Origin of the sequence: Kitasatospora sp. NPDC015120 (assembly GCF_043080305.1) — a bacterium.
Classification (GTDB): Bacteria; Actinomycetota; Actinomycetes; order Streptomycetales; family Streptomycetaceae; genus Kitasatospora.
The window spans coordinates 485,383-508,590 of the sequence record NZ_JBIBVJ010000004.1 but is presented as its reverse complement, the minus strand read 5'-3'; the positions used below and the strand labels follow the sequence as shown (position 1 = coordinate 508,590).

At 73.9% G+C, this 23,208-nt stretch carries 19 protein-coding genes; 4 read left to right on the top strand and 15 right to left on the bottom strand.

What is annotated here, in order from left to right; genetic code table 11:
• Positions 1 to 26 precede the first annotated feature (26 nt).
• On the bottom strand, positions 27 to 1,799 hold the full coding sequence (locus tag ACF1AK_RS13940; RefSeq protein WP_391499015.1) for an ABC transporter ATP-binding protein: 1,773 nt from the start codon (positions 1,797 to 1,799) through the stop codon (positions 27 to 29).
• Positions 1,796 to 3,655, bottom strand: a complete 1,860-nt coding sequence (locus ACF1AK_RS13935; protein ID WP_391499014.1) for an ABC transporter transmembrane domain-containing protein — start codon at positions 3,653 to 3,655, stop codon at positions 1,796 to 1,798. The genes ACF1AK_RS13940 and ACF1AK_RS13935 overlap by 4 nt, the downstream gene beginning before the upstream one ends.
• 267 nt (positions 3,656 to 3,922) lie before the next feature.
• Between ACF1AK_RS13935 and ACF1AK_RS13930 the strand changes: the two genes are divergently transcribed.
• Positions 3,923 to 4,786, top strand: coding sequence for an aldo/keto reductase (locus tag ACF1AK_RS13930; protein WP_391499013.1), 864 nt, complete (start codon positions 3,923 to 3,925; stop codon positions 4,784 to 4,786).
• 187 nt (positions 4,787 to 4,973) lie between these two features.
• Here the strand turns inward: ACF1AK_RS13930 and ACF1AK_RS13925 are convergent, their stop codons facing one another.
• Positions 4,974 to 5,840 (bottom strand): MarR family transcriptional regulator, encoded by an 867-nt coding sequence (locus ACF1AK_RS13925; protein WP_350756300.1) that lies wholly within the window; start codon positions 5,838 to 5,840, stop codon positions 4,974 to 4,976.
• 572 nt (positions 5,841 to 6,412) lie between these two features.
• Between ACF1AK_RS13925 and fabG the strand changes: the two genes are divergently transcribed.
• Entirely contained in the window at positions 6,413 to 7,180 is a 768-nt protein-coding gene (gene fabG, locus ACF1AK_RS13920; protein ID WP_391499012.1) for a 3-oxoacyl-ACP reductase FabG, read from the top strand.
• A 232-nt stretch (positions 7,181 to 7,412) separates the two neighbouring features.
• Positions 7,413 to 8,297 carry a phosphatase PAP2 family protein gene (locus tag ACF1AK_RS13915; RefSeq protein WP_391499011.1) on the top strand — a complete coding sequence of 295 codons (885 nt, stop codon included), beginning with the start codon at positions 7,413 to 7,415 and terminating at the stop codon, positions 8,295 to 8,297.
• On the opposite strand, the gene ACF1AK_RS13910 is transcribed toward ACF1AK_RS13915, so the two are convergent.
• Positions 8,248 to 8,436 (bottom strand): I78 family peptidase inhibitor, encoded by a 189-nt coding sequence (locus tag ACF1AK_RS13910; protein ID WP_093859462.1) that lies wholly within the window; start codon positions 8,434 to 8,436, stop codon positions 8,248 to 8,250. The two genes, ACF1AK_RS13915 and ACF1AK_RS13910, sit on opposite strands and share 50 nt — an antisense overlap.
• A 102-nt stretch (positions 8,437 to 8,538) precedes the next feature.
• Here ACF1AK_RS13910 and ACF1AK_RS13905 point away from each other — a divergent pair, with 102 nt between their 5' ends.
• Positions 8,539 to 8,811: a DUF6343 family protein gene (locus tag ACF1AK_RS13905; RefSeq protein ID WP_391499010.1), complete on the top strand. Its 273-nt coding sequence runs from the start codon at positions 8,539 to 8,541 to the stop codon at positions 8,809 to 8,811.
• Positions 8,812 to 8,883: 72 nt separating this feature from the next.
• Here ACF1AK_RS13905 and ACF1AK_RS13900 read toward each other — a convergent pair whose 3' ends face one another.
• The 11 genes from ACF1AK_RS13900 to ACF1AK_RS13850 all read right to left on the bottom strand — a co-directional run bounded on the left by ACF1AK_RS13900 (position 8,884) and on the right by ACF1AK_RS13850 (position 23,108).
• Positions 8,884 to 10,389 carry an aspartate aminotransferase family protein gene (locus ACF1AK_RS13900; RefSeq protein ID WP_391499009.1) on the bottom strand — a complete coding sequence of 502 codons (1,506 nt, stop codon included), beginning with the start codon at positions 10,387 to 10,389 and terminating at the stop codon, positions 8,884 to 8,886.
• Positions 10,379 to 12,316 (bottom strand): 1-deoxy-D-xylulose-5-phosphate synthase, encoded by a 1,938-nt coding sequence (gene dxs / locus ACF1AK_RS13895; RefSeq protein WP_391499008.1) that lies wholly within the window; start codon positions 12,314 to 12,316, stop codon positions 10,379 to 10,381. The genes ACF1AK_RS13900 and dxs overlap by 11 nt, the downstream gene beginning before the upstream one ends.
• 133 nt (positions 12,317 to 12,449) lie before the next feature.
• Entirely contained in the window at positions 12,450 to 13,475 is a 1,026-nt protein-coding gene (gene hpnH, locus ACF1AK_RS13890) for an adenosyl-hopene transferase HpnH (protein WP_391499007.1), read from the bottom strand.
• A gap of 2 nt (positions 13,476 to 13,477) precedes the next feature.
• Positions 13,478 to 14,170: a 1-hydroxy-2-methyl-2-butenyl 4-diphosphate reductase gene (locus ACF1AK_RS13885; RefSeq protein ID WP_391499006.1), complete on the bottom strand. Its 693-nt coding sequence runs from the start codon at positions 14,168 to 14,170 to the stop codon at positions 13,478 to 13,480.
• Complete coding sequence (gene shc, locus ACF1AK_RS13880) at positions 14,167 to 16,257, bottom strand: squalene--hopene cyclase (RefSeq protein ID WP_391499005.1); 2,091 nt, start codon at positions 16,255 to 16,257, stop codon at positions 14,167 to 14,169. Before shc ends, ACF1AK_RS13885 begins: the two co-directional genes overlap by 4 nt.
• Before the next feature lie 7 nt (positions 16,258 to 16,264).
• A complete protein-coding gene (locus ACF1AK_RS13875) occupies positions 16,265 to 17,353 on the bottom strand; it encodes a polyprenyl synthetase family protein (RefSeq protein ID WP_391499004.1) in 1,089 nt (362 codons plus the stop codon).
• Positions 17,354 to 17,523: 170 nt separating this feature from the next.
• Complete coding sequence (gene hpnE, locus ACF1AK_RS13870; RefSeq protein WP_391499003.1) at positions 17,524 to 18,960, bottom strand: hydroxysqualene dehydroxylase HpnE; 1,437 nt, start codon at positions 18,958 to 18,960, stop codon at positions 17,524 to 17,526.
• A 166-nt stretch (positions 18,961 to 19,126) separates the two neighbouring features.
• Positions 19,127 to 19,984, bottom strand: a complete 858-nt coding sequence (gene hpnD, locus ACF1AK_RS13865; RefSeq protein ID WP_391499068.1) for a presqualene diphosphate synthase HpnD — start codon at positions 19,982 to 19,984, stop codon at positions 19,127 to 19,129.
• A 41-nt stretch (positions 19,985 to 20,025) separates the two neighbouring features.
• The gene (gene hpnC / locus ACF1AK_RS13860) at positions 20,026 to 21,000 is read right to left on the bottom strand and encodes a squalene synthase HpnC (RefSeq protein ID WP_391499002.1); all 975 of its coding nucleotides are present in this window, start codon (positions 20,998 to 21,000) and stop codon (positions 20,026 to 20,028) included.
• Between the two features lie 343 nt (positions 21,001 to 21,343).
• Entirely contained in the window at positions 21,344 to 22,147 is an 804-nt protein-coding gene (locus tag ACF1AK_RS13855) for an ABC transporter ATP-binding protein (RefSeq protein WP_391499067.1), read from the bottom strand.
• Between the two features lie 34 nt (positions 22,148 to 22,181).
• Positions 22,182 to 23,108 carry an ABC transporter permease gene (locus tag ACF1AK_RS13850; RefSeq protein WP_391499001.1) on the bottom strand — a complete coding sequence of 309 codons (927 nt, stop codon included), beginning with the start codon at positions 23,106 to 23,108 and terminating at the stop codon, positions 22,182 to 22,184.
• Positions 23,109 to 23,208: the final 100 nt, after the last annotated feature.

The window sequence follows — 23,208 nt, the reverse complement described above, 5'->3', positions numbered from 1 at the left end:
TGTTCCTCGGTGTGCGTCGGTGTTCCTCAGGGTTCGTCCCGCCAGGAGCGCCAGAGCGCCGCGTACGGGCCGCCCGCCGCCACCAGCTCGGGATGGCTGCCGTACTCGCTGATCCGCCCGCCCTCGACCACCGCGATCACGTCCGCGTCGTGGGCGGTGTGCAGCCGGTGCGCGATGGCGATCACCGTCCGGCCCTCCAGCACCCGGGCGAGCGAACGCTCCAGGTGCCGGGCGGCCCTCGGGTCCAGCAACGAGGTGGCCTCGTCCAGCACGAGGGTGTGCGGATCGGCCAGCACCAGCCGGGCCAGCGCCAGCTGCTGGGCCTGCGGCGGGGTCAGGGCGGTGCCGCCGGAGCCGACCTCGGTGTCCAGCCCGGCCGGCAGCCCGTCCACCCAGCCCCCGGCGTCCACCGCGTCCAGGGCCCGGCGCAGCTCGGCGTCGTCGGCGCCCGGCGCGGCCAGCCGCAGGTTGTCGCGCAGCGTCCCGACGAAGACGTGGTGTTCCTGATTGACCAGCGCGACCTCGGCACGCACCCGCTCGGCCGGCATCCGCGACAGCGCCGCCCCGCCGAGGGTCACGCTGCCCCGACCGGGCGCATAGATCCCGGCCAGCAGCCGGCCCAGGGTGGACTTACCCGCCCCGGACGGCCCGACCAGCGCCACCCGGCTGCCGGGCGCGACGTCCAGGCTGATGCCGTGCAGCACGTCGGCGCCCTCCCGGTAGCCGAAGCCCACGTCCCGCGCCTCGACCCGCCGCCCGCTCGGGCGCACCCCGTCCTCGCCCTCCGCCCGCGGCACCTCGTGCACCCCGACCAGCCGGGCCAGCGAGGCCTCGCCGATCTGCAGTTCGTCGCACCAGCGCAGGATCCGGTCGACCGGCGACACCAGGGCCTGGGCGTAGAGCACCCCGGTGGTCAGCTGACCCACGGTGACCGAGCCCCGCAGGGCGAGCAGCCCGCCGAGCACCAGCGGACCGAGCACGGCCAGGGTGTACGCCACGTCGATGGTCGGGAACCAGAGCGAGCGCAGCCAGAGGGTGTACCGCTCCCAGGCGATCCACTGCGCCAGCTTGCGGTCGGTCAGCCGCAGCCGCCGCCCGCCCAGCCGCAGCGCCTCGACCGTCCGTCCGGCGTCGACCGTCTCGGCCAGGACGGAGTTCGCCGCCGCGTACCCCGCCGACTCCTTGTGGTAGGACTGCGGGGCGCGCCGGAAGTACCAGCGGGAGGAGGCCAGCAGCAGCGGCAGGCCGATCAGCGAGGTGAGGGCGAGCAGCGGCGACGTGACCACCAGCGCGCCGAACACCAGCACCAGCGAGACGACCGCCACGGCCAGCTCCGGCACCGCCTCGCGCACCGACTTGTCCAGCCGGTCGATGTCGGTGGTGCCCCGGGAGACCAGGTCCCCCGTCCCGGCCCGCTCCAGGACGCCGGTCGGCAGCGCCACCGAGCGGACCAGGAAGTCCTCCCGCAGGTCGGCCAGCACCCGTTCGCCGAGCACCGCGCCGCGCAGCCGCGACCCCCAGGTGAAGGCGGACTGCACCGCGAGCGCGAGCAGGTACCACGCCACGGCGACCGTGATGGCGGACTCCGTGGTGCCGGTGGCGAGCGACTCGACGAGCGTGCCGAGCACCCAGGGGCCGACCAGGCCGGCCACCGTGGCCACCGCGTGCAGCCCGACCACCGCCGAGAAGGCCCCGCGGTGACGCCGGGCCAGGACCCGCAGATAGCCGCGCACGGCGGCCGGGGAGCCGACCGGCAGGGTGGTGGCCGGTCCCTGCTCGTGGTGGACGGGGGGCTTCATGCCTCACTCCTCGGCTCGGTCCGGGTGGTGGCGGCCCGCGCCGCCCGGTCCCCCGCCGGTACCGGTTCCTCGGCGCGGGTGACCACCGCGCGGTAGGCCGGCTCACCGCGCATCAGCTCACGGTGCACGCCGCACGCGGCCACCCGGCCGTCCCGGATCAGCACCACCCGGTCCGCCCGGTCGAGCAGCAGCGGGCTGGTGGCGAAGACCACCGTGGTGCGCCCCTCGCGGTTCTTCCGCAGCCCGGCGGCGATCCGGGACTCGGTGTGCGCGTCGACCGCGCTGGTCGGCTCGTCCAGCACGAGCACCGGCGGGTCGGCGAGCAGCGAACGGGCCAGCGCCAGCCGCTGCCGCTGGCCGCCCGACAGCGACCGCCCCCGCTCGGTGATCTCCGCCGCCATCACGTCCCGCGCGTCGGCTGCCGCTGCCGGTGCCGGTTCCGTGGCGCCCTGCGGGCCCGCCGGCCGCGAGCCGTCCGCCAGGGCGTCGAGGACGTCCTGCGCGCGGGCGGCGGCGAGCGCCTCCCACGGGTCGACCCGGCCGGAGGCGGGGATGTCGAACAGCGCCGCCAGGGTGCCGGAGAGCAGCACCGGTTCCTTGTCGTGCACCAGCACGGCGGCCCGCGCCTCGGCCCGCGGGACGGCGTCCAGCTCGGTGCCGCCGAGCCGCACGGAGGGCTCCGGGCGCGCGTCGTCGTCCACCGGGACGTGCCCGCCGAGCCGTTCGGCGAGCGCGCCGGCGAAGTCCGGGTCGCCGCAGACCACGGCGGTCAGTTCACCGGCCCGGGCGGTCAGCCCGGTTGCGGGGTCGAACAGGTCGGAGCGCGCCGGGTCGGCGAGCGAGCCGGTCCCGGTGCCCTCCGTCCGGGCCAGTGCGAGCACCCGCACGGCGCGCCCGGCGGAGACCCGGGCCACGCTCCAGGCGTGTGCCGCCTCGCCGAGGACCCGCAGCGGCGCGGCGAGGAACACGGTGGCGCCGTAGACCGCCACCAGGGTGCCGGCCGAGAGCCGCCCGTCGGCCGCGAGGCGGGCGCCGTACCAGGTGACGCCGACCACGAAGAGCCCGGGCAGCAGCACCTGCTGGGCGTGCATCAGGGACCAGATCCGGGCCGAGCGGACGGCCGCGCCGCGGACCTTCTGGGACGCCGCCCGGTAGCGGTCGAGGAAGAGCTCCTCGCCGCCGATGCCGCGCAGCACCCGCAGCCCGGCCACCGTGTCGGCGGCGAGCTCGGTGGCCCTGCCGCCGAGGGCGCGCTGCTCGGTGTAGCGGCGTTCGAGCGGTCCGAGCAGCGGCCAGACCGCGGCGGCGAGCACGGGCACCCCGAGCAGGACCGCCAGCCCGAGCACCGGTTCGACGGCCAGCACCGCGACGCCGACCGCCAGCCAGACGGCGACCGACCCGCGCACCCGGGCGACGAGTTCGACGTACCAGCCGATCTTCTCGACGTCCCCGCTGCCGACCGCGACGATCTCGCCGGTGGCGATCCGCCGGGACAGCCCGGAGCCGAGGTCGGAGGCCTGCCGGGCGACCAGCTGGCGGACCTGGCTGACGGCGTGGATCCAGTTCCAGACCGCCTGACGGTGCAGCAGCACGGTGGCGAGCGCGGAGAGCGCGACCAGGGCGAGGGCGAGCCCGCCGGCCCGCCACAGGGCGCCGGCGTCGCCGTCGACGACGGCCTGGACGCCGAGGCCGACCAGCACCGGAAGGGCGGCCTGGGAGCCCATCTCCAGCAGCGACCAGCAGGTGGCGAGCACCTGGCCGCGCCGCTGGCCGCGTTGGAGCCAGCGCAGGAAGGCGAGCGGGGAGGAGAGGTCGGGGAGGCCGGGATCGGCCAGGGGGAGGGTTTTGAGCGGCATGACGCTCCGTTGCGGGGCGGTGCGGGCGGAGGGTGCGGAGGACGGCCGGTAGGGTCACGGCCGTGGGTCGTCAGGAGGTCATGGCAGTGAGCGTGCCAACTCGGATGTGACCTGCGCAACAGGTTTTCCCGGCACCCGGCCGACGTCGTAGTGTTATGCGCGCGCCGGTAGGAAGCGTCAGAAAATTTTCCCGGACGGGGAACATTTCCGGCCACCGCACCGGTTGCCCATCGGAACGACACGCGACCAGGAGAGGGCACCCCTTCCGTGAGCACCATCCCCACTGTCACGCTGAACGACGGCACCCGGATCCCGCAGCTCGGCTTCGGGGTCTGGCAGGTGCCGGACGCGGAGGCCACCGCCGCCGTCCGTGCCGCGATCGAGGCCGGCTACCGCTCGATCGACACCGCCGCGATCTACGAGAACGAGTCCGGCACCGGCAAGGCGATCGCCGAGGCCCTGGCCGGCGGTGTCGCCCGCGAGGACCTCTACATCACCACCAAGCTGTGGAACTCCGGCACCCGCGACTGGTCCGGCGAGCAGGGCCGTGACGCGGTGCTGCGCGAGTTCGACGCCTCGCTGGACCGGCTCGGCCTGGACTACCTCGACCTCTACCTCATCCACTGGCCGCGCCCGATGCACGGCAGCTACCTCAACGTCTGGAAGGCGCTGGAGCAGCTGAAGGCCGACGGCCGGGTGCGCTCGGTCGGCGTCTCCAACTTCGGCACCGAGCAGCTCGCCCGGATCGCCGAGGAGTCCTCGCTCCTCCCGGCGCTCAACCAGGTCGAGCTGCACCCGTACTTCCCGCAGGAGGAGCTGCGCGCCTTCCACGCGCGGCACGGCATCGCCACCGAGGCGTGGAGCCCGCTCGGCCAGGGCAAGGAGCTGCTCTCCGAGCCGGAGCTGGCCCGGATCGCCGCCAAGCACGGCCGCACCGTCGCCCAGGTGGTGCTCCGCTGGCACCTGCAGAACGGCGTCATCGCGATCCCGAAGTCGGTCACCCCGTCGCGGATCAAGGAGAACCTGGACGTCACCGGCTTCGAGCTGGACGCCGAGGACCTCGCCGCGATCGCCGGTGTCGCCACCGGCACCCGGATCGGCCCGGACCCGCAGGAGTTCGACTGGAACTGACCGGACCGGCGGCCCCGGCCGCCTGACCGCACGTCAACGGTGAAGGCCGCCCTCCCCGTGCGGGGAGGGCGGCCTTCACCGTGTTGACCCCGCGACGGCCGTCACCGGCCGCGAGAGCCGCCACCGGCCCGGGCGGAGCCGGTGGCACATTGATGAATCGTTTTGGCTGACGGTCGCGACGTTCCGGCTAGAGCCGGGCCGCCTTGGCGATCAGCGCGAGCGCGGCCTCGTGCTCCTCCTCCTCCAGCGGCGCCAGCAGCAGCTGCTGGACCTGGGCGACGCCCGCGGCCGAGCGGTGCAACAGGTCCTGTCCCGCCGGTGAGAGCGAGAGCAGGTTGCGCCGTCCGTCCGAGGGGTCGCGCCGGCGCTGGACCAGGCCGCGCCGGACCAGCCGGCTGACCATCTCGGCCATCGTGGCCTTGTCCAGCGAGGCCAGCTCGCCCACCGTGCGCTGGTCGGCGCCCGGCTCCAGTTCGAGGGCGTCCAGCACCGCGTACTGCGGCGCCGTCAGCTCCGAACCGACGTGCTCCGACCAGAGCTTGGTGTGCACCTGCTGGCTCACCCGGATCAGGTAGCCGATCGCCCGCTGGGCGTCCAGCATCGGCCGCGCGTCCGTGAGGACGGCGACCTGGGCCGGCTCCAGTCTGGCTATCTTGGCCATCACCCGGACGATCTCCAGCTGCTCCTCCGGAGTGAGCGGCTCGAAGAGCGTGCGCTGCACGCGGACCACTCCGCCGGTGGCCTCGCGGACAGCCTGGGCGCCGCTCTGCGAGAGAGCGAGCAACTTGCGCCGGCCGTCGGCCGGGTCTCGGCGCCGCAGCACCAGGCCGCGCCGGACCAGCCGGGCGACCATCTCGGCCATCGTGGCCTTGTCGAGCGAGGCACGCTCGCCGACCGTGCGCTGGTCAGCGCCCGGTTCGAGGGCGAGAACCAGCAGGACCGCGAACTGCGGAGCCGTGAGATCGGCTCCGACGTGTTCGGACCACAGACGGGTGTGGACCTGCTGTGCAACGCGGATGAGGTGTCCGGGCGACTGCTGCAGTCGCGCGGACACGCGGGTCGTCGGGATCTCCCCCAGCACCATGTATCCGTCCCGATGTCACACCCGGTGTGTGTGGGACACCCGGGTGGGGCAGTAACGGCGAGTGGGCGTCCCGCTGTTCGGGAGGGCGCTCCAGCCGTGCAGCCGGTGGCTGCTGGCGGACACTATACAAACGGCGGGCCCTCGCTGGCAGGCAGGGGCGGATAGTAGACGCAGGTTCGGCAACATTGGCATATTTACGCGCCGCGCCGACCCGCCGGTAACCCGTTCGCAGGAGAAAGCCGACCGGTCGGTCCTTACCCACCGTCACCTGCGCCTTCACCCTGGCCGAGCCCCCTACCCGCCGGTAGGGTGTGGCCACCGGGACGGACGTGACCTCCGGAGCAGCCCCCCGGCTGCCGGTTCCCCCCGAGTGCTTCCTGGGAGTTTCCTGGGTTCCCCGGCCGGGGTCCGGACGGCCGGCGGTCCGGCTCCGGAGCGCGACCGGCCCCGGACCGCGGCCGCACCGGCGGGCTGCAACACCTCTCCACCTGCAACTGACCTGCAACAACGCCCGATTGTTTCCGAGAGAGACGAGACCGAGCATGACCGAGCAGACCACCACCCCCCGGGTCGCCGTCGTCACCGGCGCCGCGCGCGGACTGGGCGCGGCCACCGCCGTGCGCCTGGCCGCCGACGGCTACGCCGTGGCCGTCCTCGACCTGGAGGAGTCGGCCGGCCGGGAGACCGTCGAGCGGATCACCGCCGCCGGCGGCCGCGCGCTGGCCGTCGGCGCCGACGTCTCGGACGCCGGCCAGGTCCAGGCCGCCGTCGAGCGGATCGCCGGCGAGCTCGGCGCCCCGGTGGTCCTCGTCAACAACGCGGGCGTGCTGCGCGACAACCTGATCTTCAAGATGACCGAATCGGATTGGGACACGGTCATGAACGTGCACCTGCGCGGCGCGTTCCTGATGACCCGGGCGGTCCAGAAGTACATGGTGGACGCCGGTTTCGGACGCATCGTCAACCTGTCCTCCTCGTCCGCCCAGGGCAACCGCGGCCAGGCCAACTACTCCGCCGCCAAGGCCGGTCTGCAGGGCTTCACCAAGACCCTGGCCATCGAGCTCGGCAAGTTCGGCATCACCGCCAACGCGGTCGCCCCCGGCTTCATCGCCACCGACATGACGGCCGCCACCGCCGCCCGGGTCGGCATGGACTTCGAGGACTTCAAGGCCGCCGCCGCCACCCGGATCCCGGTCCAGCGGGTCGGGGTGCCGGAGGACGTCGCCCACGCCATCTCGTTCTTCGCCTCCGAGGGCGCCGGCTTCGTCTCCGGACAGGTGGTCTACGTGGCGGGCGGCCCCCTCGACTGAGGCACCGGACCTACACAGGGTTACCACGGGGTGGGAACCGGCGCGGCCGGTCTCCCGCCCCGTTCTTTTTGCCCGAACTTGGGGAAAAGCACACGAACCCCTTACGGACATTCGATCCGAAAACGTCTATTGATCGTCCTGAAACGGACCTTCGGCGATCGGAGAACGGCTTTGCCGGGGAATTCCGAATGGAACCGGGAATCACGCTGCGTTGCTGGGTAGGGTCACCGCCGTGCCAGCGCCGAGTGAACCGCCGGAGCACCCGACCACCCGCCGCGACCACCCGCGCGCCGGCCCCGGCGGGCCCGCCCGGCCGCCGCTGGGCCGGCGCCAGGCCGCGCTGCTGGGGCTGGCCGCGCTCGGCTACCTGCTGGTCGCCGCGGCCGTCCTGCTCGACACCTCACTGGTCGACCTGGACTGGAGGATACGGCTGTACCGGCCCTACGAGCACTGGCCCGGCCTGCAACCGCTGCTGGACAACTGGGTGGTGGCCGGCCAGCGCGGACCCTCCGCGCTCGCGGCGTTCACCTGGCTCGGCTGGCGCGCCCGCCGGCTGGGCCGGATCCGGCCCCTGCTGGTGATGGGCACCGCCCTGCTGCTGCTCAACCTCACCGTCGGCGGGGTCAAGATCGTCACCGGCCGGCTCGGCCCGCACTACGCCCGGTACGTCGGCTCGCCCGAGCTCTTCTCCGGCGGCACCATCTTCCCGTCCGGCCACACCGCGAACGCCGTGGTCACCTGGGGCGTGCTGGCCTACCTGGCGGTGCGCTGGCGGCGCACCGGCGCCCTGCTCGCGGGCGCCACCGCCTGGTCGGTCGGCCTCACCACCGTCTACCTGGGCACCCACTGGGCCACCGACGTGCTGGCCGGCTGGGCCGCCGGACTGCTCGTCCTGCTCTCGCTCCCGCTGCTGGAGCCCCTGGTGCTCGCCGCCGAACGCCGGCTCGCCCGGCACCGGGGAGCACGACGGCGCCGGGCCGAGCGGCGGGCGGCCGGACGGCGCCGGGCCGAGCGGCGGGCAGGCGGGCAGCAGGCGGCCGGGCAGCGGGCGGCCGGGCGCCGGGGAGCTATCCCTCCCAGCTGCGCACCACCAACCCGTCGCGCACCGCGAGGTTGAGCCGGCCCTCCCGGTGGTCCATGGTCATCGCCGCCCCCTGGGGCAGTACCCGTACCGAGGCCCAGCCGTGCCGGCGCGCCAGCTCCTCGGCCCGTTCGACCCGCAGCCCCGCGTAGCCCTCCGCGTCCGTGTCCGTCATCGCCCCTCCCCGGCTCGCCCAGACGTACGCTGGAATCGTAGACCGACCGCACCGTGGACCGGCCCGACGCGACGGGCCGGGGGAACCGGGAGGTGACCGCGGATGCCCGCCACCACCCCGCGGCGGTGGCGCAGCGGCTCCGAGCCCGCCACCGCCCGCAGCGACCTCAAGCTGCGCTACCTGCTCTCGCTGACCTTCACCCCGCTGTTCGCGCTGGCCACCGCGGCCTTCGCGGTCTGGGCCGCCAACGCCCCCGCGTTCGGCGCGCCGAGCCGCGGCACCCTCACCGGCTTCGCCGTGGCCTGCGGGATCCTCACCCTGTTCGCCGTCGTCGATCTCGTCATCGTCGTCCGGCGCCGCCGGACCGAGCTCTGACGCGGTGTCTCCCGCGGGGTGGGAAGCCGGCGCCCGGCCTCCCACCCCGCGCACGCTCCGCGCGCCGGGCTCTCAGCGGTTGCCGACCGCCTGCTTCACCAGCGTCCGCCCGAAGTCCCACATCAGGCCGCTCCCCCGGTGGGCGTCCTCCATCACCTCGGTGAAGGCCGTGATGAAGCGGTCGACGTCCCGCTCGGTGATGATCAGCGGCGGGATCAGCTTGATCACCTCCAGGTGGTCGCCGGACACCTGGGTGAGGATCCGGTGGCGCTGGAGCAGGGGGACGACCACCATCTGGGCGAAGAGCCCCTTGCGGGCCGCCTGGAGCGCGGTCCAGCCGGTCCGCAGCTTCAGCGACTTCGGCCGGCCGAACTCGATGCCGATCATCAGCCCGCGCCCGCGCACCTCGGCGAGCAGCTCGTAACGGTCGACCAGCTCGGTCAGCCGCTCGCGGAAGTGGTCGCCCACCTTGCGGGCGTTCTCCACCACCCGCTCGTCCCGGATGACCTCCAGGGTCGCCAGGCCCGCCGCCATCGCCTGCGCGTTGGAGCCGAAGCTGGCCGAGTGCACCAGCACCCGGTCCATCGAGGAGTACACCTTCTCGAAGATCCAGCCCTTGCCGAGGGTCGCCCCGACGGGGACGTAGCCGCCGGACAGCGCCTTGGCCGCGCAGACCAGGTCCGGTAGCACGCCGTCCTCGTGCTGGTAGGCGAAGAAGTCGCCGGTGCGTCCGATGCCGGTCTGCACCTCGTCGCAGATCAGCAGCGCCTTGTGGTCGTGCAGCAGCTCCTGGGCGGCGCGCAGCCAGCCGGGCGGGGCGGCCTGCACGCCCTTGCCCTGGATCGGCTCGACGATCAGCGCGGCGACGTCGCCGCGCTTGAGCTCCTTGGCCAGGGCGGTGAGGTCGCCGAGCGGGATCGCGGTGTCCGGCAGCAGCGGGTCGAAGCCCTTGCGGAACCCGCTCTCGCCGTTCACCGAGAGCGAGCCGGTGGTCAGCCCGTGGAAGGCGTGGTCCGCGTAGAGGATCCGCTTGCGGCCGGTGGCGTACCGGGCGAACTTCAGCGCCGTCTCCACCGCCTCGGTGCCGCTGTTGCCGAAGAACACCCGGTCGAGCCCGGGCGCGTGGGAGAGCAGGCGCTCGGCGAGCAGGCCGGGCAGCGGCGAGCAGTCGAAGCGGACCAGGTCCGGCAGGTCGAGGTCCATCACCTGCTGGACGGCCGAGCGGACCACCGGGTGGTGGCGGCCGAGCGCGAAGATGCCGAAGCCGGCCAGCATGTCGAGGTACTCGTTGCCCTCGGCGTCGTAGAAGTACTGCCCCTGGGCTCGTTCGTAGTACTTGTCGAAGCCGATCGTGTGCAGCATCCGGGTGAGCTGCGGGTTCAGGTAGCGGCTCTGCAACGCGTACCGCTCGCCCCCGCGCTCGGCGAGCAGGGCGGCCAGGTCGAAGCGCGGCCCGGCCTGCCCCGCGCCGCCGGACCGGCCGGCGCGGTCGGCGCGGTCGGGGAGGTCGGCACGGTCGGCGGGCGCGGAGGGGCCGGTGCGGTCGAGGCGGTCGGTGCGGTCGGGGTCAGCCGGCATGGTGCTGGTTCGCTCCTCGGTTCGGAAGTCCCCGGTCCGGTCGTCCCCGGTCCGGGAGCAGGTGCTTGGCGAAGGCGGCGGTCTGGGCGGCGACCCCGGTGCCGGTCAGCCCGGCCTCCTCCAGGATCTCGCCGCGCGCGGCGTGCCCGAGGAACTCCTGCGGCAGGCCCAGCACCCGCACCGGGACGTCCACGTCCGCGTCCCGCAGCGCCTGGGCGACGGCCGCCCCGACGCCGCCGGCCCGGCCGTTGTCCTCGACGGTGACCACCAGCCGGTGTCCGGCGGCGAGGGCCGGCAACGCGGGGTCGACCGGCTTGACCCAGCGCGGGTCGACGACGGTCGCGGTGAACCCCTCGGCGAGCAGCAGCCGGGCCGCGTCCAGCGCGGCGCCGGCCATGCTGCCGACGGCGACCAGCAGGATCTCCGGCAGCTCCCCGGTGCGCAGCAGGACGTCCACGCCGCCGATCCGCTCGACGGCGGGCACGGCCGGGCCGACGGTGCCCTTGGGGAAGCGGACCACGGTCGGGGCGTCCTCGACCTCGACGGCCTCGCGCAGCTGGGCGCGCAGCTGGTCGGCGTCGCGCGGGGCGGCGAGCCGCAGGCCGGGGACGACCTGGAGGATGGACATGTCCCACATGCCGTTGTGCGAGGCGCCGTCGTTGCCGGTGACGCCGGAGCGGTCGAGCACGAAGGTGACGCCCAGCCTGTGCAGGGCGACGTCCATCAGCACCTGGTCGAAGGCGCGGTTGAGGAAGGTCGCGTACACCGCCACCACCGGGTGCAGGCCGCCGGTGGCCAGGCCGGCCGCGCTGGCGACGGCGTGCTGCTCGGCGATGCCGACGTCGAAGGTCCGCCCGGGGTGGGCCTTGGCGAAGCCGGCCAGGCCGACCGGCTGGAGCATCGCCGCGGTGATGGCCACCACGTCCGGCCGCTCGGCGCCGAGGGCGAGCAGTTCCTCGCCGAACACCGAGGTCCAGGAGACGCCCTCGGCGGGCGAGATCGGCAGGCAGGTGTAGGGGTCGATCGGGTTGACGGCGTGGAAGCGGTCGGCCTCGTCCTGTTCGGCGGGCCGGTAGCCGCGGCCCTTGACGGTGAGGCAGTGCACGATGACCGGGCCGCCGAATCCGCGCGCCTTGGTGAGCGCGGACTCCAGGGCGGTGAGGTCGTGGCCGTCGATCGGGCCGAGGTACTTGAGGCCGAGGTCCTCGAACATGCCCTGCGGGGCGAAGGCGTCCTTGAAGCCCTTCTTGGCGCCGTGCAGCGCGCCGAAGATCGGCTGGCCGACCACGGGGGTGCGCTGGAGCGCGTCCTTGCCCCAGGACAGGAAGCGCTCGTAGCCCTGGGTGGTGCGCAGCGCGGCCAGGTGGTTGGCCAGGCCGCCGATGGTGGGCGAGTAGGAGCGCTCGTTGTCGTTGACGACGATGACCAGCGGCCGGTCCTTGGCGGCGGCGATGTTGTTGAGCGCCTCCCAGGCGAGGCCGCCGGTGAGGGCGCCGTCGCCGATCACGGCCACCACCTGGTCGTCGCTGCCGCGCAGCTGGTTGGCCTTGGCCAGGCCGTCGGCGTAGGAGAGCGCGGTGGAGGCGTGCGAGTTCTCGACGAGGTCGTGCTCGGACTCGGCGCGGGACGGGTAGCCCGACAGGCCGCCCCTGCTGCGCAGCCGGGAGAAGTCCTGGCGGCCGGTGAGCAGTTTGTGGACGTAGCTCTGGTGGCCGGTGTCCCAGACGATCCGGTCGCGCGGGGAGTCGAAGACCCGGTGCAGGGCGATGGTCAGTTCGACGACGCCGAGGTTGGGCCCGAGGTGGCCGCCGGTGCGGGTGACGGCGTCGATCAGAAAGTCGCGGATCTCGTCGGCGAGCCGGGGCAGCTCGGCGGCCGGGAGGGTCCGCAGGTCCGCCGGGGATCTGACGCTGGAGAGCAGTGACATGGCTTTCACCTCACGACGGAGCGGTGCGGTGGTGCCCCGCCGTGGCCGCGCCGCGCGGGGTGGTCCGGCCCGGGTCGGCGGCCGGGGTCGGACGGGGGCGGGCGGCGGGGTGCGCCGCCCGCCGGCGGGTGCGTCAGCGGCTCCGGCTGGAGCCGACGGTCTCGGTGATCGCCCGCAGGGACTCCTTGAGGGAGCCCATGGTGGCGAGGACGGCGGTCGGCTCGTAGCCGCAGTGCGCCATGCAGTTCTCGCAGCGGGCGTCCTTGCCGCGGCCGTACTTGTCCCAGTCGGTCTTCTCGATCAGCTCGCGGTAGGTCGGCACGTAGCCGTCGGCCATCAGGTAGCAGGGCCGCTGCCAGCCGAACAGCGAGTAGTTGGGGATGCCCCAGGCGGTGCACTCGAAGTCGACCCGGCCCTCCAGGAAGTCCAGGAAGAGCGGGCTGTGGTTGAGCCGCCAGCGCCGCCGGTTGCCGCCGGCGAAGGTCTTGCGGAACAGCTCGCGGGTCTGGTCGACGCCGAGGAAGTGCTCCTGGTCGGGTGCCTTCTCGTAGGCGAACGCCGGGGAGATCATCATCTCGTCGACCTTGAGGTCGTCGTTGAGGTAGTCGAGCACGTCGATGATGGTCTGCGGGGTGTCGGTGTTGAAGAAGGTGGAGTTGGTGGTCACCCGGAAGCCGCGCCGCTTGGCCTCCTTGATCGCCTCCACCGCCTCGTCGAAGGTGCCCTCCTTGGCCACCGAGGCGTCGTGCCGCTCGCGCAGCCCGTCGATGTGCACGGTGAAGGTGAAGTACGGCGAGGGCTTGAACTTGTCCAGCTTCTTGCGCAGCAGCAGCGCGTTGGTGCAGAGGAACACGTACTTGCGGCGCTCGACCAGCTGCCGGACGATCTCGTCGATCTGCGGATGCATCAGCGGCTCGCCGCCGGCGATCGAGACCATCGGGGCGCCCGACTCCAGCACCGCGCCGACCGCCTGGGCGACCGGCATCCGCTGCTTCAGCACGCCCGCCGGGTGCTGGATCTTGCCGCACCCCTCGCAGGCCAGGTTGCAGGCGAAGAGCGGTTCCAGTTCGACGATCAGCGGGAATTTGTCGCGTCGCTTCAGCTTCTGCTGCATGAGGTAGGTGCCGACCCGCACGGTCTGGCGCAGCGGCATGGCCATGGCTAGCTCGCCTCCTGGGGGAGCGTCGAGGATGTGGGGTGGTTCAGGGCGGCGGGCGCGGGGCGGCCGCGCGGCCGGTCGTTGCGCAGGTGCCAGTCGACCAGGGCGGGCACCGTGGAGCGCAGCGTCCGCCAGGCGCGGACGCCGGCCGGCAGGGTGCCCGGGCGCAGCAGCTCGCGTTCGGGCGTGTCGACCACGACCCGCAGGACGGCCGCGGGCAGGCCCGGGCGCAGCTCGTGCAGGGCCGCCAGTACGGCGGCGGCCTCCATGTCGACGGCGAGCGCGCCCTGGAGGTGCAGGGCGCGCCGCTCCAGGCCGCGCACCACGTGGTCGGCGGTGTGGTGCACGCCGGTGTGCGCGGTCAGGCCGCGCACGGTGAGGGCCCGGGTGAGCGCCGGGCCGGAGTCGACGGCGAAGTGGTTGCCCTCGGCATCGCGCACGCCGTCGGCAACGATCACGTCACCGGGTGTTATTCCCGGCGCGACGGCGGCGCCGAAGCCGGCCACCACGACGGCGCCGTAGCCGCCCGGGGCGGCGGTGAGCAGCCTTCTGACGGCGAGTGAGGCCCGCCGCCGGCCGACGCCGGTGCGCACCACGACGGGCGGGCCGCCCGACCCGCCGCGCCAGTCCCCTCCGCGCAGGGCCCAGACCTCGGGGCCGAGCGCGCAGAGGACCAGCAGCGGGGAAGCGTTCACCGGGACGCCCCGATCGCCGCCGCGCCGCCGGCCGGGCGTCCGGTGGCGGGGCTGCCGTGCAGGTAGCGGCCGAGCGCGGTGACCGGGAACACCAGCCGGTAGAGGTGGTAGTTGATGGAGAAGTCCCACGGGAACCCGGTGCCGGTGAACTGGGGTTCGTCCCAGGTGCCCTCGGGCAGCTGGGTGCGCACCAGCCAGTCCACGCCGCGCTCCACCGCCGGGTTGGCCCGGCCGTCGGGGCCCTCGCCGGCCGCGAGCAGCGCCATCAGCGCCCAGGCGGTCTGCGAGGCGGTGGAGTCGCCGCGCCCGGCCCACCGTGCCGGGTCGTCGTAGGAGCGCATGTCCTCGCCCCAGCCGCCGTCGGCGTTCTGCCGGTCCTCCAGCCAGCGCACGGCCCGGCGGACCGCCGGGTGCTCCGCCGGGACGCCGGCCGCGACCAGGGCGGGCAGCACCGAGCCGGTGCCGTAGATGTAGTTGGTGCCCCAGCGGCCGAACCAGGAGCCGTCCGCCTCCTGGTTGCGCAGCAGCCACTCGACGCCGCGCCGGGTGCGCGGGTCGTGCGCCCGGCCGACCTCGGCGAGCATCTCCACGACGTGCGCGGTGACGTCCGCGGACGGCGGGTCGACGACCTCGCCGAAGTCGCAGAACGGCAGCTTGTTCGGCAGGGTGCTGGTGTTGTCGACGTCGAAGGCGCCCCAGGCGCCGTTCTTGGACTGCATGCCGAGGTTCCACCGCACGGCGCGGTCGACGGAGCCGGCCACCTTGGCCGGGTCCGGGTGGGCCACCCGGCGCAGCGCGAGCACCACCTCGGCGGTGTCGTCGATGTCCGGGTAGGTGTCGTTCTCGAACTCGAACGCCCAGCCTCCGGGGGCGAGCGAGGGGCGCTGGACGGACCAGTCGCCGCGTTTGGTGATCTCCTCGCCGAGCATCCAGTCGACGGCGGAGACCAGCGCCGGGTGGTCGGCCGGCAGCCCGGCGTCGACCAGGGCGATGGTGGCCAGGCAGGTGTCCCAGACCGGGGACTGGCAGGCCTCCAGCCAGCGCCGGCCGTCGGGGGTGTGCACGGTGAAGCGGTCGAAGGAGGCGAGCCCGGCCCGCATCACGGGGTGGTCGAGCTCGTAGCCCTCCAGGTGCAGGGCGATCAGGGAGTAGACGGCGGGCGGCTGGATCCCGCCCCAGCAGCCGTCGGCCTCCTGGCGCTCGACGATCCAGCGGCAGGCCTGGGAGAGCGCGAGGCGGCGCAGTGGGCGCAGGGCGCGCCGGTGGTAGGCGTGCAGGACCTTGTCGAGGCGTTCGAACAGGCCGTCCCAGCTGGTGACCGGGGCGAGCGGCCGGGTGGGGTACGGGTCGTCCGGGTCGGTGTGCAGCTCGGTGAGCGGGAAGGGGGCCGGACGCACCGGGCGGTGCGCGGAGACGATGGTCAGCGGGACGATGGTCTGGCGGGCCCAGCAGCCGAAGGCGTAGATGTTCAGCGGGAGCCACTTCGGCAGGAACATGATCTCCGGCGGCATCTCCGGCAGCCGGTCCCAGGGCCACCAGCCGAAGAGCGCCAGCCAGATCCGGGTGAACACCCGGGCGGCGGCGATGCCGCCGGCGGAGCGGATCCAGCGGGCGGCGGCCAGCATGTGCGGGGCGTTGGGGTCGTCGCCCGCGAGCTTCAGGGCGACGTAGGCCTCGACGGTGGTGGAGAGCTCCGCCGGGCCGCCGTGGAAGGTGGACCAGGTGCCGTCCTCGCGCTGCTGGGAGCGGATCCACTCGGCGGTGGCCTTGGTCTGTTCCTCGGTGCGGATCCCGAGGAACTGCCGGAGCAGTAAGTCCTCGGCGTCCATGGTGACGTTGGTTTCGAGGTCGCCCTTCCACCAGCCCTCGGAGCTCTGCAGGGAGAGCAGGTGCGTGGTGGCGCGGCTCAGCGCCTCCTCGGCGGAGGCGGCCCCGTCCTGTTGCTCGGTCCGGCCGGCCGGGGCGTCCGGGGCGGATCCTTCGGGCTGCCACCGCCCGGCGCTCAGCAGCGCCGGGGGGAGGCCGCCCACCGCGACCGGCTCGGAATCGTACTCAGGGTCGAGCCGGCCGTCCGCGGTTGCTGTCAACGTAACGTCACCTCTCTCGTACCACCACGAATTCGGCGAGTGCGACGAAGTGCTGGCGCACCACGTCGGCCATGGGCACCTCGTCCAGGGCGGCGAGGGCAGTCGTGTGCTGGCGGCGGGCTTCCTCCTGGGTCCAGGCGCGGCCGCCGGCCTTCTCGATCAGCAGGGCGCGCGCGGCCAGTTCGGTCTCGCTCTCCTCGCCGCGTCCCTTGGGGTCGGCGAGCTGTTCGGCCAGTTCGCGGGAGGCCTGGCCGCCCTCGGCGAGGGCGGCGGCGACCGGCAGGGACTTCTTGCGCTGGCGCAGGTCGCCCCAGTGCGGCTTGCCGGTGACCTCGGTGGCGCCCCAGATGCCGAGCAGGTCGTCCACGGCCTGGAAGGCCAGGCCGAGGTGCTCGCCGAAGCGCTGGAGGGAGTCGGAGGCCCGGTCGTCGGCGCCGGCCAGGACGGCGCCCAGCGCGGAGGCGGCGGAGAGCAGGGCCGCGGTCTTGCCGCCCTCCATCTCCAGGCACTCGGCGACGGTGACGGTGTCCCGCTGCTCGAAGGCGACGTCCATGGCCTGGCCGTCGATCAGCCGGCGGCTGGCGGTGGTGAGCAGGCGCACGGCCCGTGCGGCGTCGGTGGCGCTCGCGCCGCCGGTGGAGGCGGCGTCGAGCAGCACCTCCGTACCGAGCGTCGCCAGCGCGTCACCGACCAGGATCGCCTGGGCCGGGCCGAAGACCGTCCAGGCGGTGGCCCGGTGGCGCCGGGTCTCGTCACCGTCCATCAGATCATCATGGAGCAGGGAGAAGTTGTGCACCAGTTCAACAGCGACCCCGCCGGGCACGCCCGCCTCCGCCGGCGCTCCGGCGGCCTGGGCCGACAGCAGCGCCAGGGCCGGCCGGACGGCCTTGCCGCCGTCCCCGGCGGCCGGCGTGCCGTCCCGGTCGATCCAGCCGAAGTGGTAGGCCGCGACGGTGTCCATGGGTGCCGCCAGACGGGCGACGGCGGCCCTCAGCGGCGGGGTGCAGAGCGCGCGGGTGCGGTTGAGCAGCTCCGGCACCGAGACCGGTTCGGCATGCGCCGTACCTCCGACGGCCCTGCCGATGCGTGACTCCACGTACGTTCCCTCTCCCTGGTGGTGCCTGGCCGCGTGGGACGGCCGGACGCTGGCGGTGGTGGTGCGGCCGGTGCGGCCGCGGCCGGCGAGGACGCTCCCGCCGCCGGGACCGAACGGGTGAACGCCGGCTCTCGCGGGCTCGCCGCGGTCCCCGGCAAGCGGGGCGCCGGTCACCGCGGCCACCTCCCGTCGCCGCGGTCCGACGGCCGGGGCCGGCCGGCGGCGGCGAGCACCGCGTCGACCGCGGCGTGACCGCTGCGCACGGCCCCCTCCATCGTGGCGGGCCAGCCGGTCGCCGTCCACGCGCCGGCCAGCACCAGGCCGGGGACGGCGGTGCGCGGGCCGGGCCGCAGCGCGGCCGTGCCCGGGGCCGGGTCGAAGGTGGCGGTGCGCTCCCGGGTGACGAAGAAGTCCAGCACTCCGGCCCCGCCCGCGGCGGGCAGCAGCCGGGCCAGCTCCGGCAGGTAGCGGCGGCGCAGCTCGGCCACCGGCAGGTCGATCTCGTCCTGCACGGCGGACTGCGACAGCGCCAGGTACTGGGCGCCGGGGTGGGCCGCACCGAGCGCGGTGCCGGCCAGGCCGGAGTGCGCGGTGCGGTCGAAGACCCACTGGACGGGCGAGCCGAGCGCGGCGAAGAACGGCTTGCGCAGCACCCGGCGGTCGTAGATCACGTGGACGTTGAGGATCGGCGCGGTGCCGAGGCCGGCCAGCCGGTCCTGGTCCGCGATCGCGTCCGGCGGCAGCAGGGCCGCCGCGGTGTCCTGGGCGCCGGCCAGCACCACGGTGTCGGCGGCGAGCGGCTCGCCGACGCCCTCCAGCCGGACGGCGTGCTGCGGGACGGCCGGCTTGAGCTCGCTCACCCGGGCGCGCAGCAGCACCTTCACGCCCGCGCGTTCCAGCTCGGCGAGCGCCCGGTCGTGGTGGATCGCGCCGAGCGGGACGGTGGCCGCGCCGATGTCGCTGGCGCCCGGGTCGGAGAGCAGCCCGGTCTTGAACACCATGGCGGCGAGCGCCAGCGACACCTGGTCGGCCCGGGCGTTCAGGGTGGCCACGCCGACGAGGTCCCACAGCGCGGCGAGGGTGCGCTCGTTCTGGCCCTGGCGGCGCAGCCAGTCGCCGAAGGAGACCGCGTCCAGCGCCGGGTCGGCGAGGTCGAGCCGGCGCAGCGCCAGGGCGCCGCGGACCACCCTGGCCCGGTCGGCCGGGCCCAGGTGCGGGTAGCGGGCCAGGCTGCCGGCCAGGTGCAGCGGCACCGGCAGGGCGGCGCGCTCCAGCCGGCCGAGGGTGCGCACCGGCGCGTCGGCGGGCCCGGAGACGGCCAGCACGGGCACCTCCAGGCGGTCCTGGAGGTGCACCAGCCGGTTGGCGCCGAGCCGGTCCAGCAGGCCCCGGTAGGCGGTGCAGCAGCGCAGGTGGACGTGCTGGCCGTTGTCGACGGTCAGCTCGCCGCGCTGGAAGGAGAAGGCCAGGCCGCCCAGCCGGGGACGGCCCTCGGCGAGGGTCACCCGGTGGCCCGCCTCGGCCAGCCGCAGGGCGGCGGTGATGCCCGCGAGGCCACCGCCGACCACGACGGCGGCCGGGCGCGCGGCGTCGGCTCGCCCGGTCATCGGCTCTCCCCCTCGCGTCCCGCGCCCGGTCCGGTCATGGCCGGAGCGCCCGTGGTCAATGCGCTCGGACCCGGGACCACTGCGGTCGGATCCGGCACGGCCTTCAACAGGGCTCTACCCAGAAGTGATTCCCCGCTGACACAGCGTGACAGAACTGTGGTAAGAATCAAGAACGCCCCCCGGCGAGCCCGGAAAGCGCCACGTACGCCTTCTCCCAGCCCGGCAGCGACACCCGGCCGCGCAGCACCGACTCCGGGTCGGCGGCCATCCGGGCGAGCAGCCGGTGGTAGATGCCCGCCATCGCGGCGGTGCAGGCCCGGCTGCGGCGGTCCAGCATCGGCAGCAGCCGCAGGCCCTCCTCGAAGGCCGCCTGGGCGCGGGCCGCCTCGAAGGCGATCAGGCCGGTGAAGTCGGCGCCGACCGGCGGCCGGGGCCGGGCGAACCCCTCCTGGCAGCCGAACCGGACGAGGTCCTCGGTCGGCAGGTAGGTGCGGCCGTTCAGGGCGTCCTCGCGCAGGTCGCGCAGGATGTTGGTGAGCTGGAGCGCCAGGCCGAGGGTGTCGGCGTAGCGCGCGCCGCGCTCGGGGTCGTCGCAGCCGTACACGCCGAGCGACAGCCGCCCGATCGCCCCGGCCACGCACCGGCAGTAGACCTTGAGCTCCTCGTACGTCTGGTACTCGGCGCCCTTGAGGTCCATCTCGACCCCGTCGATCAGCTCGTCGAAGCCGCCGAGCGGGATCGGGAAGCGCCGGGCCGCGTCCGCCAGCGCGACCTTGACGGGGTCGGTGTCGTCCTCCGCGACGGAGCCGGCCCGGATCTCGTCCAGCAGCTCGCGGGTGCGCAGCAGGGCCTCGGCCTTGCGGTCGTCCGGGAGGTCGCCGTCGCCGATGTCGTCCACCCGGCGGGCGAGCGCGTACAGGGCCGACATGGCCAGCCGCTTCGGCTCCGGCAGCAGCCTGATGCCGTAGCTGAAGTTGCGGGCCTGCAGCCCGGTCACTGCCTCGCAGTACCGGTACGCCGCCATGACCGGCGCCGACGCCAGTGGTGATGCCGCCACTCGGGCGTTCACCTTCCCTTCGCGAAGATGGCCGCCGCCTTCGCTGCGAGGCGGCGCTTGTCCGGCTTCGCCTGCTGGGCGAGCACGTCGTACCCGGCGTCCTCGACGGCCGCCAGGGCCGCGTAGCCGCCCGCGGTGAATCCCGCCAGGAGCAGTCGAAGCCTCCCCCGAACCGTACCTACCAATGGCGCACCGCGGTCGAGCAGGGTGCGGGCACGGTCCGCCTGGAAGGCGATCAGGCGGCGCACGGCGGGACCGGCGCTCGGCGCGGCGAGGTCCTCCTCGGTGACGCCGAACCGCCGGAGGTCCTCGGCGGGCAGGTAGATCCGGCCCCGGGCGAGGTCCTCGGCGACGTCCTGGAGGTGCTCGACGATCTGCAGGGCGGTGCAGACGGCGTCGGACATCGCGATCCGCTCGGGGGTGGAGACGCCGGCGATGGCCAGCACCAGACGGCCGACCGGGTCGGCGGAGAGCGTGCAGTAGCCGCGGAGGTCCTCGTAGGTGGCGTAGCGGTCGGTCGTCTGGTCGACCCGGTTGGCCCGGATCAGCCGGCGGAACGGCTCGGGGGTGAGGCCGTGGCGGTCGACCAGCGGGACCAGCGGGCGCATCAGCGGGTGGCGGGGGGCCTCGGCCCCGGCGGGGGCGAGGGCCGTCTCGAAGACCCGGTCGAGGTCGCGCTCCAGGCCGTCCAGCAGGGCGAGCCGGAAGGCGGTCTCCTCGGCGCCGGGCCGGTGCGGTCCGGCGGGAGCGGTCCCGTCCGCGGGGGCGTCCGCGGGGGCCGGGGGCGGGGCGGGCACGCCGAGCAGTGCGGCGGTGCCGGCCGGGTCGGCGAGGTCGCCGTCCCCGGCGTCGTCGACCAGCCGGGCGAAGCCGTAGACCGTCATGAGGTCGTCGCGCCACGCGGAGGGCAGGAAGAACGGGGCGACCGGGAAGTTCTCCGCGTCCGCCTTGGCGAGGGTCGCCGCTCCCGCGGGACCTTCCACCGGACGACCGCCTCCGGGCGGGGACTCACTGTTGGGCTGGGCCGAAGCCGACACTGCTGTCACTCCCCCGTTCTACACCGCTCCGGTGACGGGCCCGAGTCGGACACGCGTCCGATCACGGGAGTCACGTCCGGCACACCACCCCCGCGCTTACAGCCTGACACCAACGGCCGCGCCGGAGAAGGGCGCCTCACCCGGCGCACGGGGCGCTCACCCGGGCGGCGGCGGGCCACCCGGGGCACGACGGGGCGGGCCGGGGGGCGCACGAACGACGGCGGGGCCGGTCCCGGACGTCCTCCGGTCACCGGCCCCGCCGTGCGGTCCCTGGTGGTCCTGCGCGCCGCTACGGCCGCTCGCCGCGCTCGTAGCGGCGGACGACCTCCTCGGTCGGCCCGTCCATGACGAGCTCGCCGGCCTCGATCCAGATGGTCCGCTCGCAGGTCTCGCGGATCGACGCGTTGTCGTGGCTGACCAGGAAGACCGTACCGGCCTCCTCGCGCAGCTCCGTGATCCGCTTCTTGCTGCGCTTCTGGAAGGCCTGGTCGCCGGTGGCGAGCGCCTCGTCGATGAGCAGCACGTCGTGGGTCTTGGCCGCGGCGATCGCGAAGCGCAGGCGGGCGCCCATGCCGGAGGAGTAGGTGCGCATCGGCAGGGAGATGAAGTCGCCCTTCTCGTTGATGCCCGAGAAGTCGACGATGTCCTGGTAGCGGCGCTTCACGTCGGTCGGCGACATGCCCATGGCGAGGCAGCCGAGGACGACGTTGCGCTCACCCGTCAGCTCGTTCATCAGCGCGGCGTTGACGCCGAGCAGCGAGGGCTGGCCGTTGGTGTAGATCCCGCCCTTCTCGGTCGGCAGCAGGCCCGCGATGGCCGCCAGCATGGTCGACTTGCCGGAGCCGTTGGAGCCGATCAGGCCGATCGCCTCGCCCTTGTAGGCGGTGAAGCTGACGCCCTTCACCGCGTGCACCTCGCGGACGCCGGAGGCGCGCTTGCGGCTGATGATCCGGCTGAGCGCCGAGGTGGCGCTGCCCTTGCCGGAGCCGGCGCCGTGCACCCGGTAGACGATGTGCACGTCGTCCACGACCACGGTGGGCTCGCGGGCGACGTCCGCGTCGAACAGCTTGCGGCGCGGGGCGGCGTCCTTCAGGCCCTTGGTCAGATCGGTCCCTCGCACATCGGTGTCAGCCACGGCCGTACTCCTCCTCAGCCTTCCAGAAGAAGACGTATCCGATGACCAGCATGCCCACACCCCAGGCGATCCCGTACTTCCACTGGTGCGGCGGGAACTCCAGGAACTGCTGCTGGTGCTTGTTGTAGATGATCGGCGCGAGCGCGTGGCGGACCAGGTCGATGTAGACGGAGGCCGGGTTGAGCTCCATCACCTTCTGCCAGAACTCCGGCCACTCCTTGATCTTGTCGGAGATGCTGTACATCACACCGGACAGGAACAGCCAGGCGCGCATCGCGAACGGGATCAGCTGGGAGATGTCGCTGGTCTTGGCACCGATCCGGGCGAAGATCAGGGCGACACCGGTGTTGAACATCGACTGCAGCACCAGCGCCGGGACCACCAGGATCCAGGTCCGGCCGGGCTCGATGCCGTTCAGCAGCACCACGGCGAACAGCACGACCATCGAGATCAGCAGCTGCTGGAGCTGGATCACGGTGAAGGCGACCGGCAGCGAGGCGCGCGGGAAGTGCAGCGCCCGGATCAGCCCGAGGTTGTCCGAGATCGCCCGGGTGCCGGACTGCACGGCGTTCTGGGTGAACTGGAAGATGAAGACACCGATGCAGAGCCAGGCGACGTAGTACGGGTTGTCGTCCTTGTTGCTCAGGATCTCGCCGAAGACCAGGTAGAACACCGCGCAGTTCAGCAGCGGCGTCACGACCTGCCAGATCTGGCCGAGCTTGGCGTCGGTGTACTGGGCCACCAGGCGCGCGGTGGCGAAGGCCCAGATGAAGTGACGGCGGGCCCAGAGCTGCTTGGTGTAGGCGAACAGGCCGGGCCGTCTGCCGCTGACCGTCAGACCGTACTTGTCCGCAAGCTGCTTGGGGGTCAGGCCCGCGTCCGCCCCCCTCGGGGCTGAGAGGCTGACGGGTTCACTCACTGTCGACACATTCGTCCTTCGCGCGGGATCGTCGGGCGGGCCGGCCGGCGGGGGCCGCCGGCCTTGCGCCGAGGGGGATCCACTCGGATATCGGGGGGAG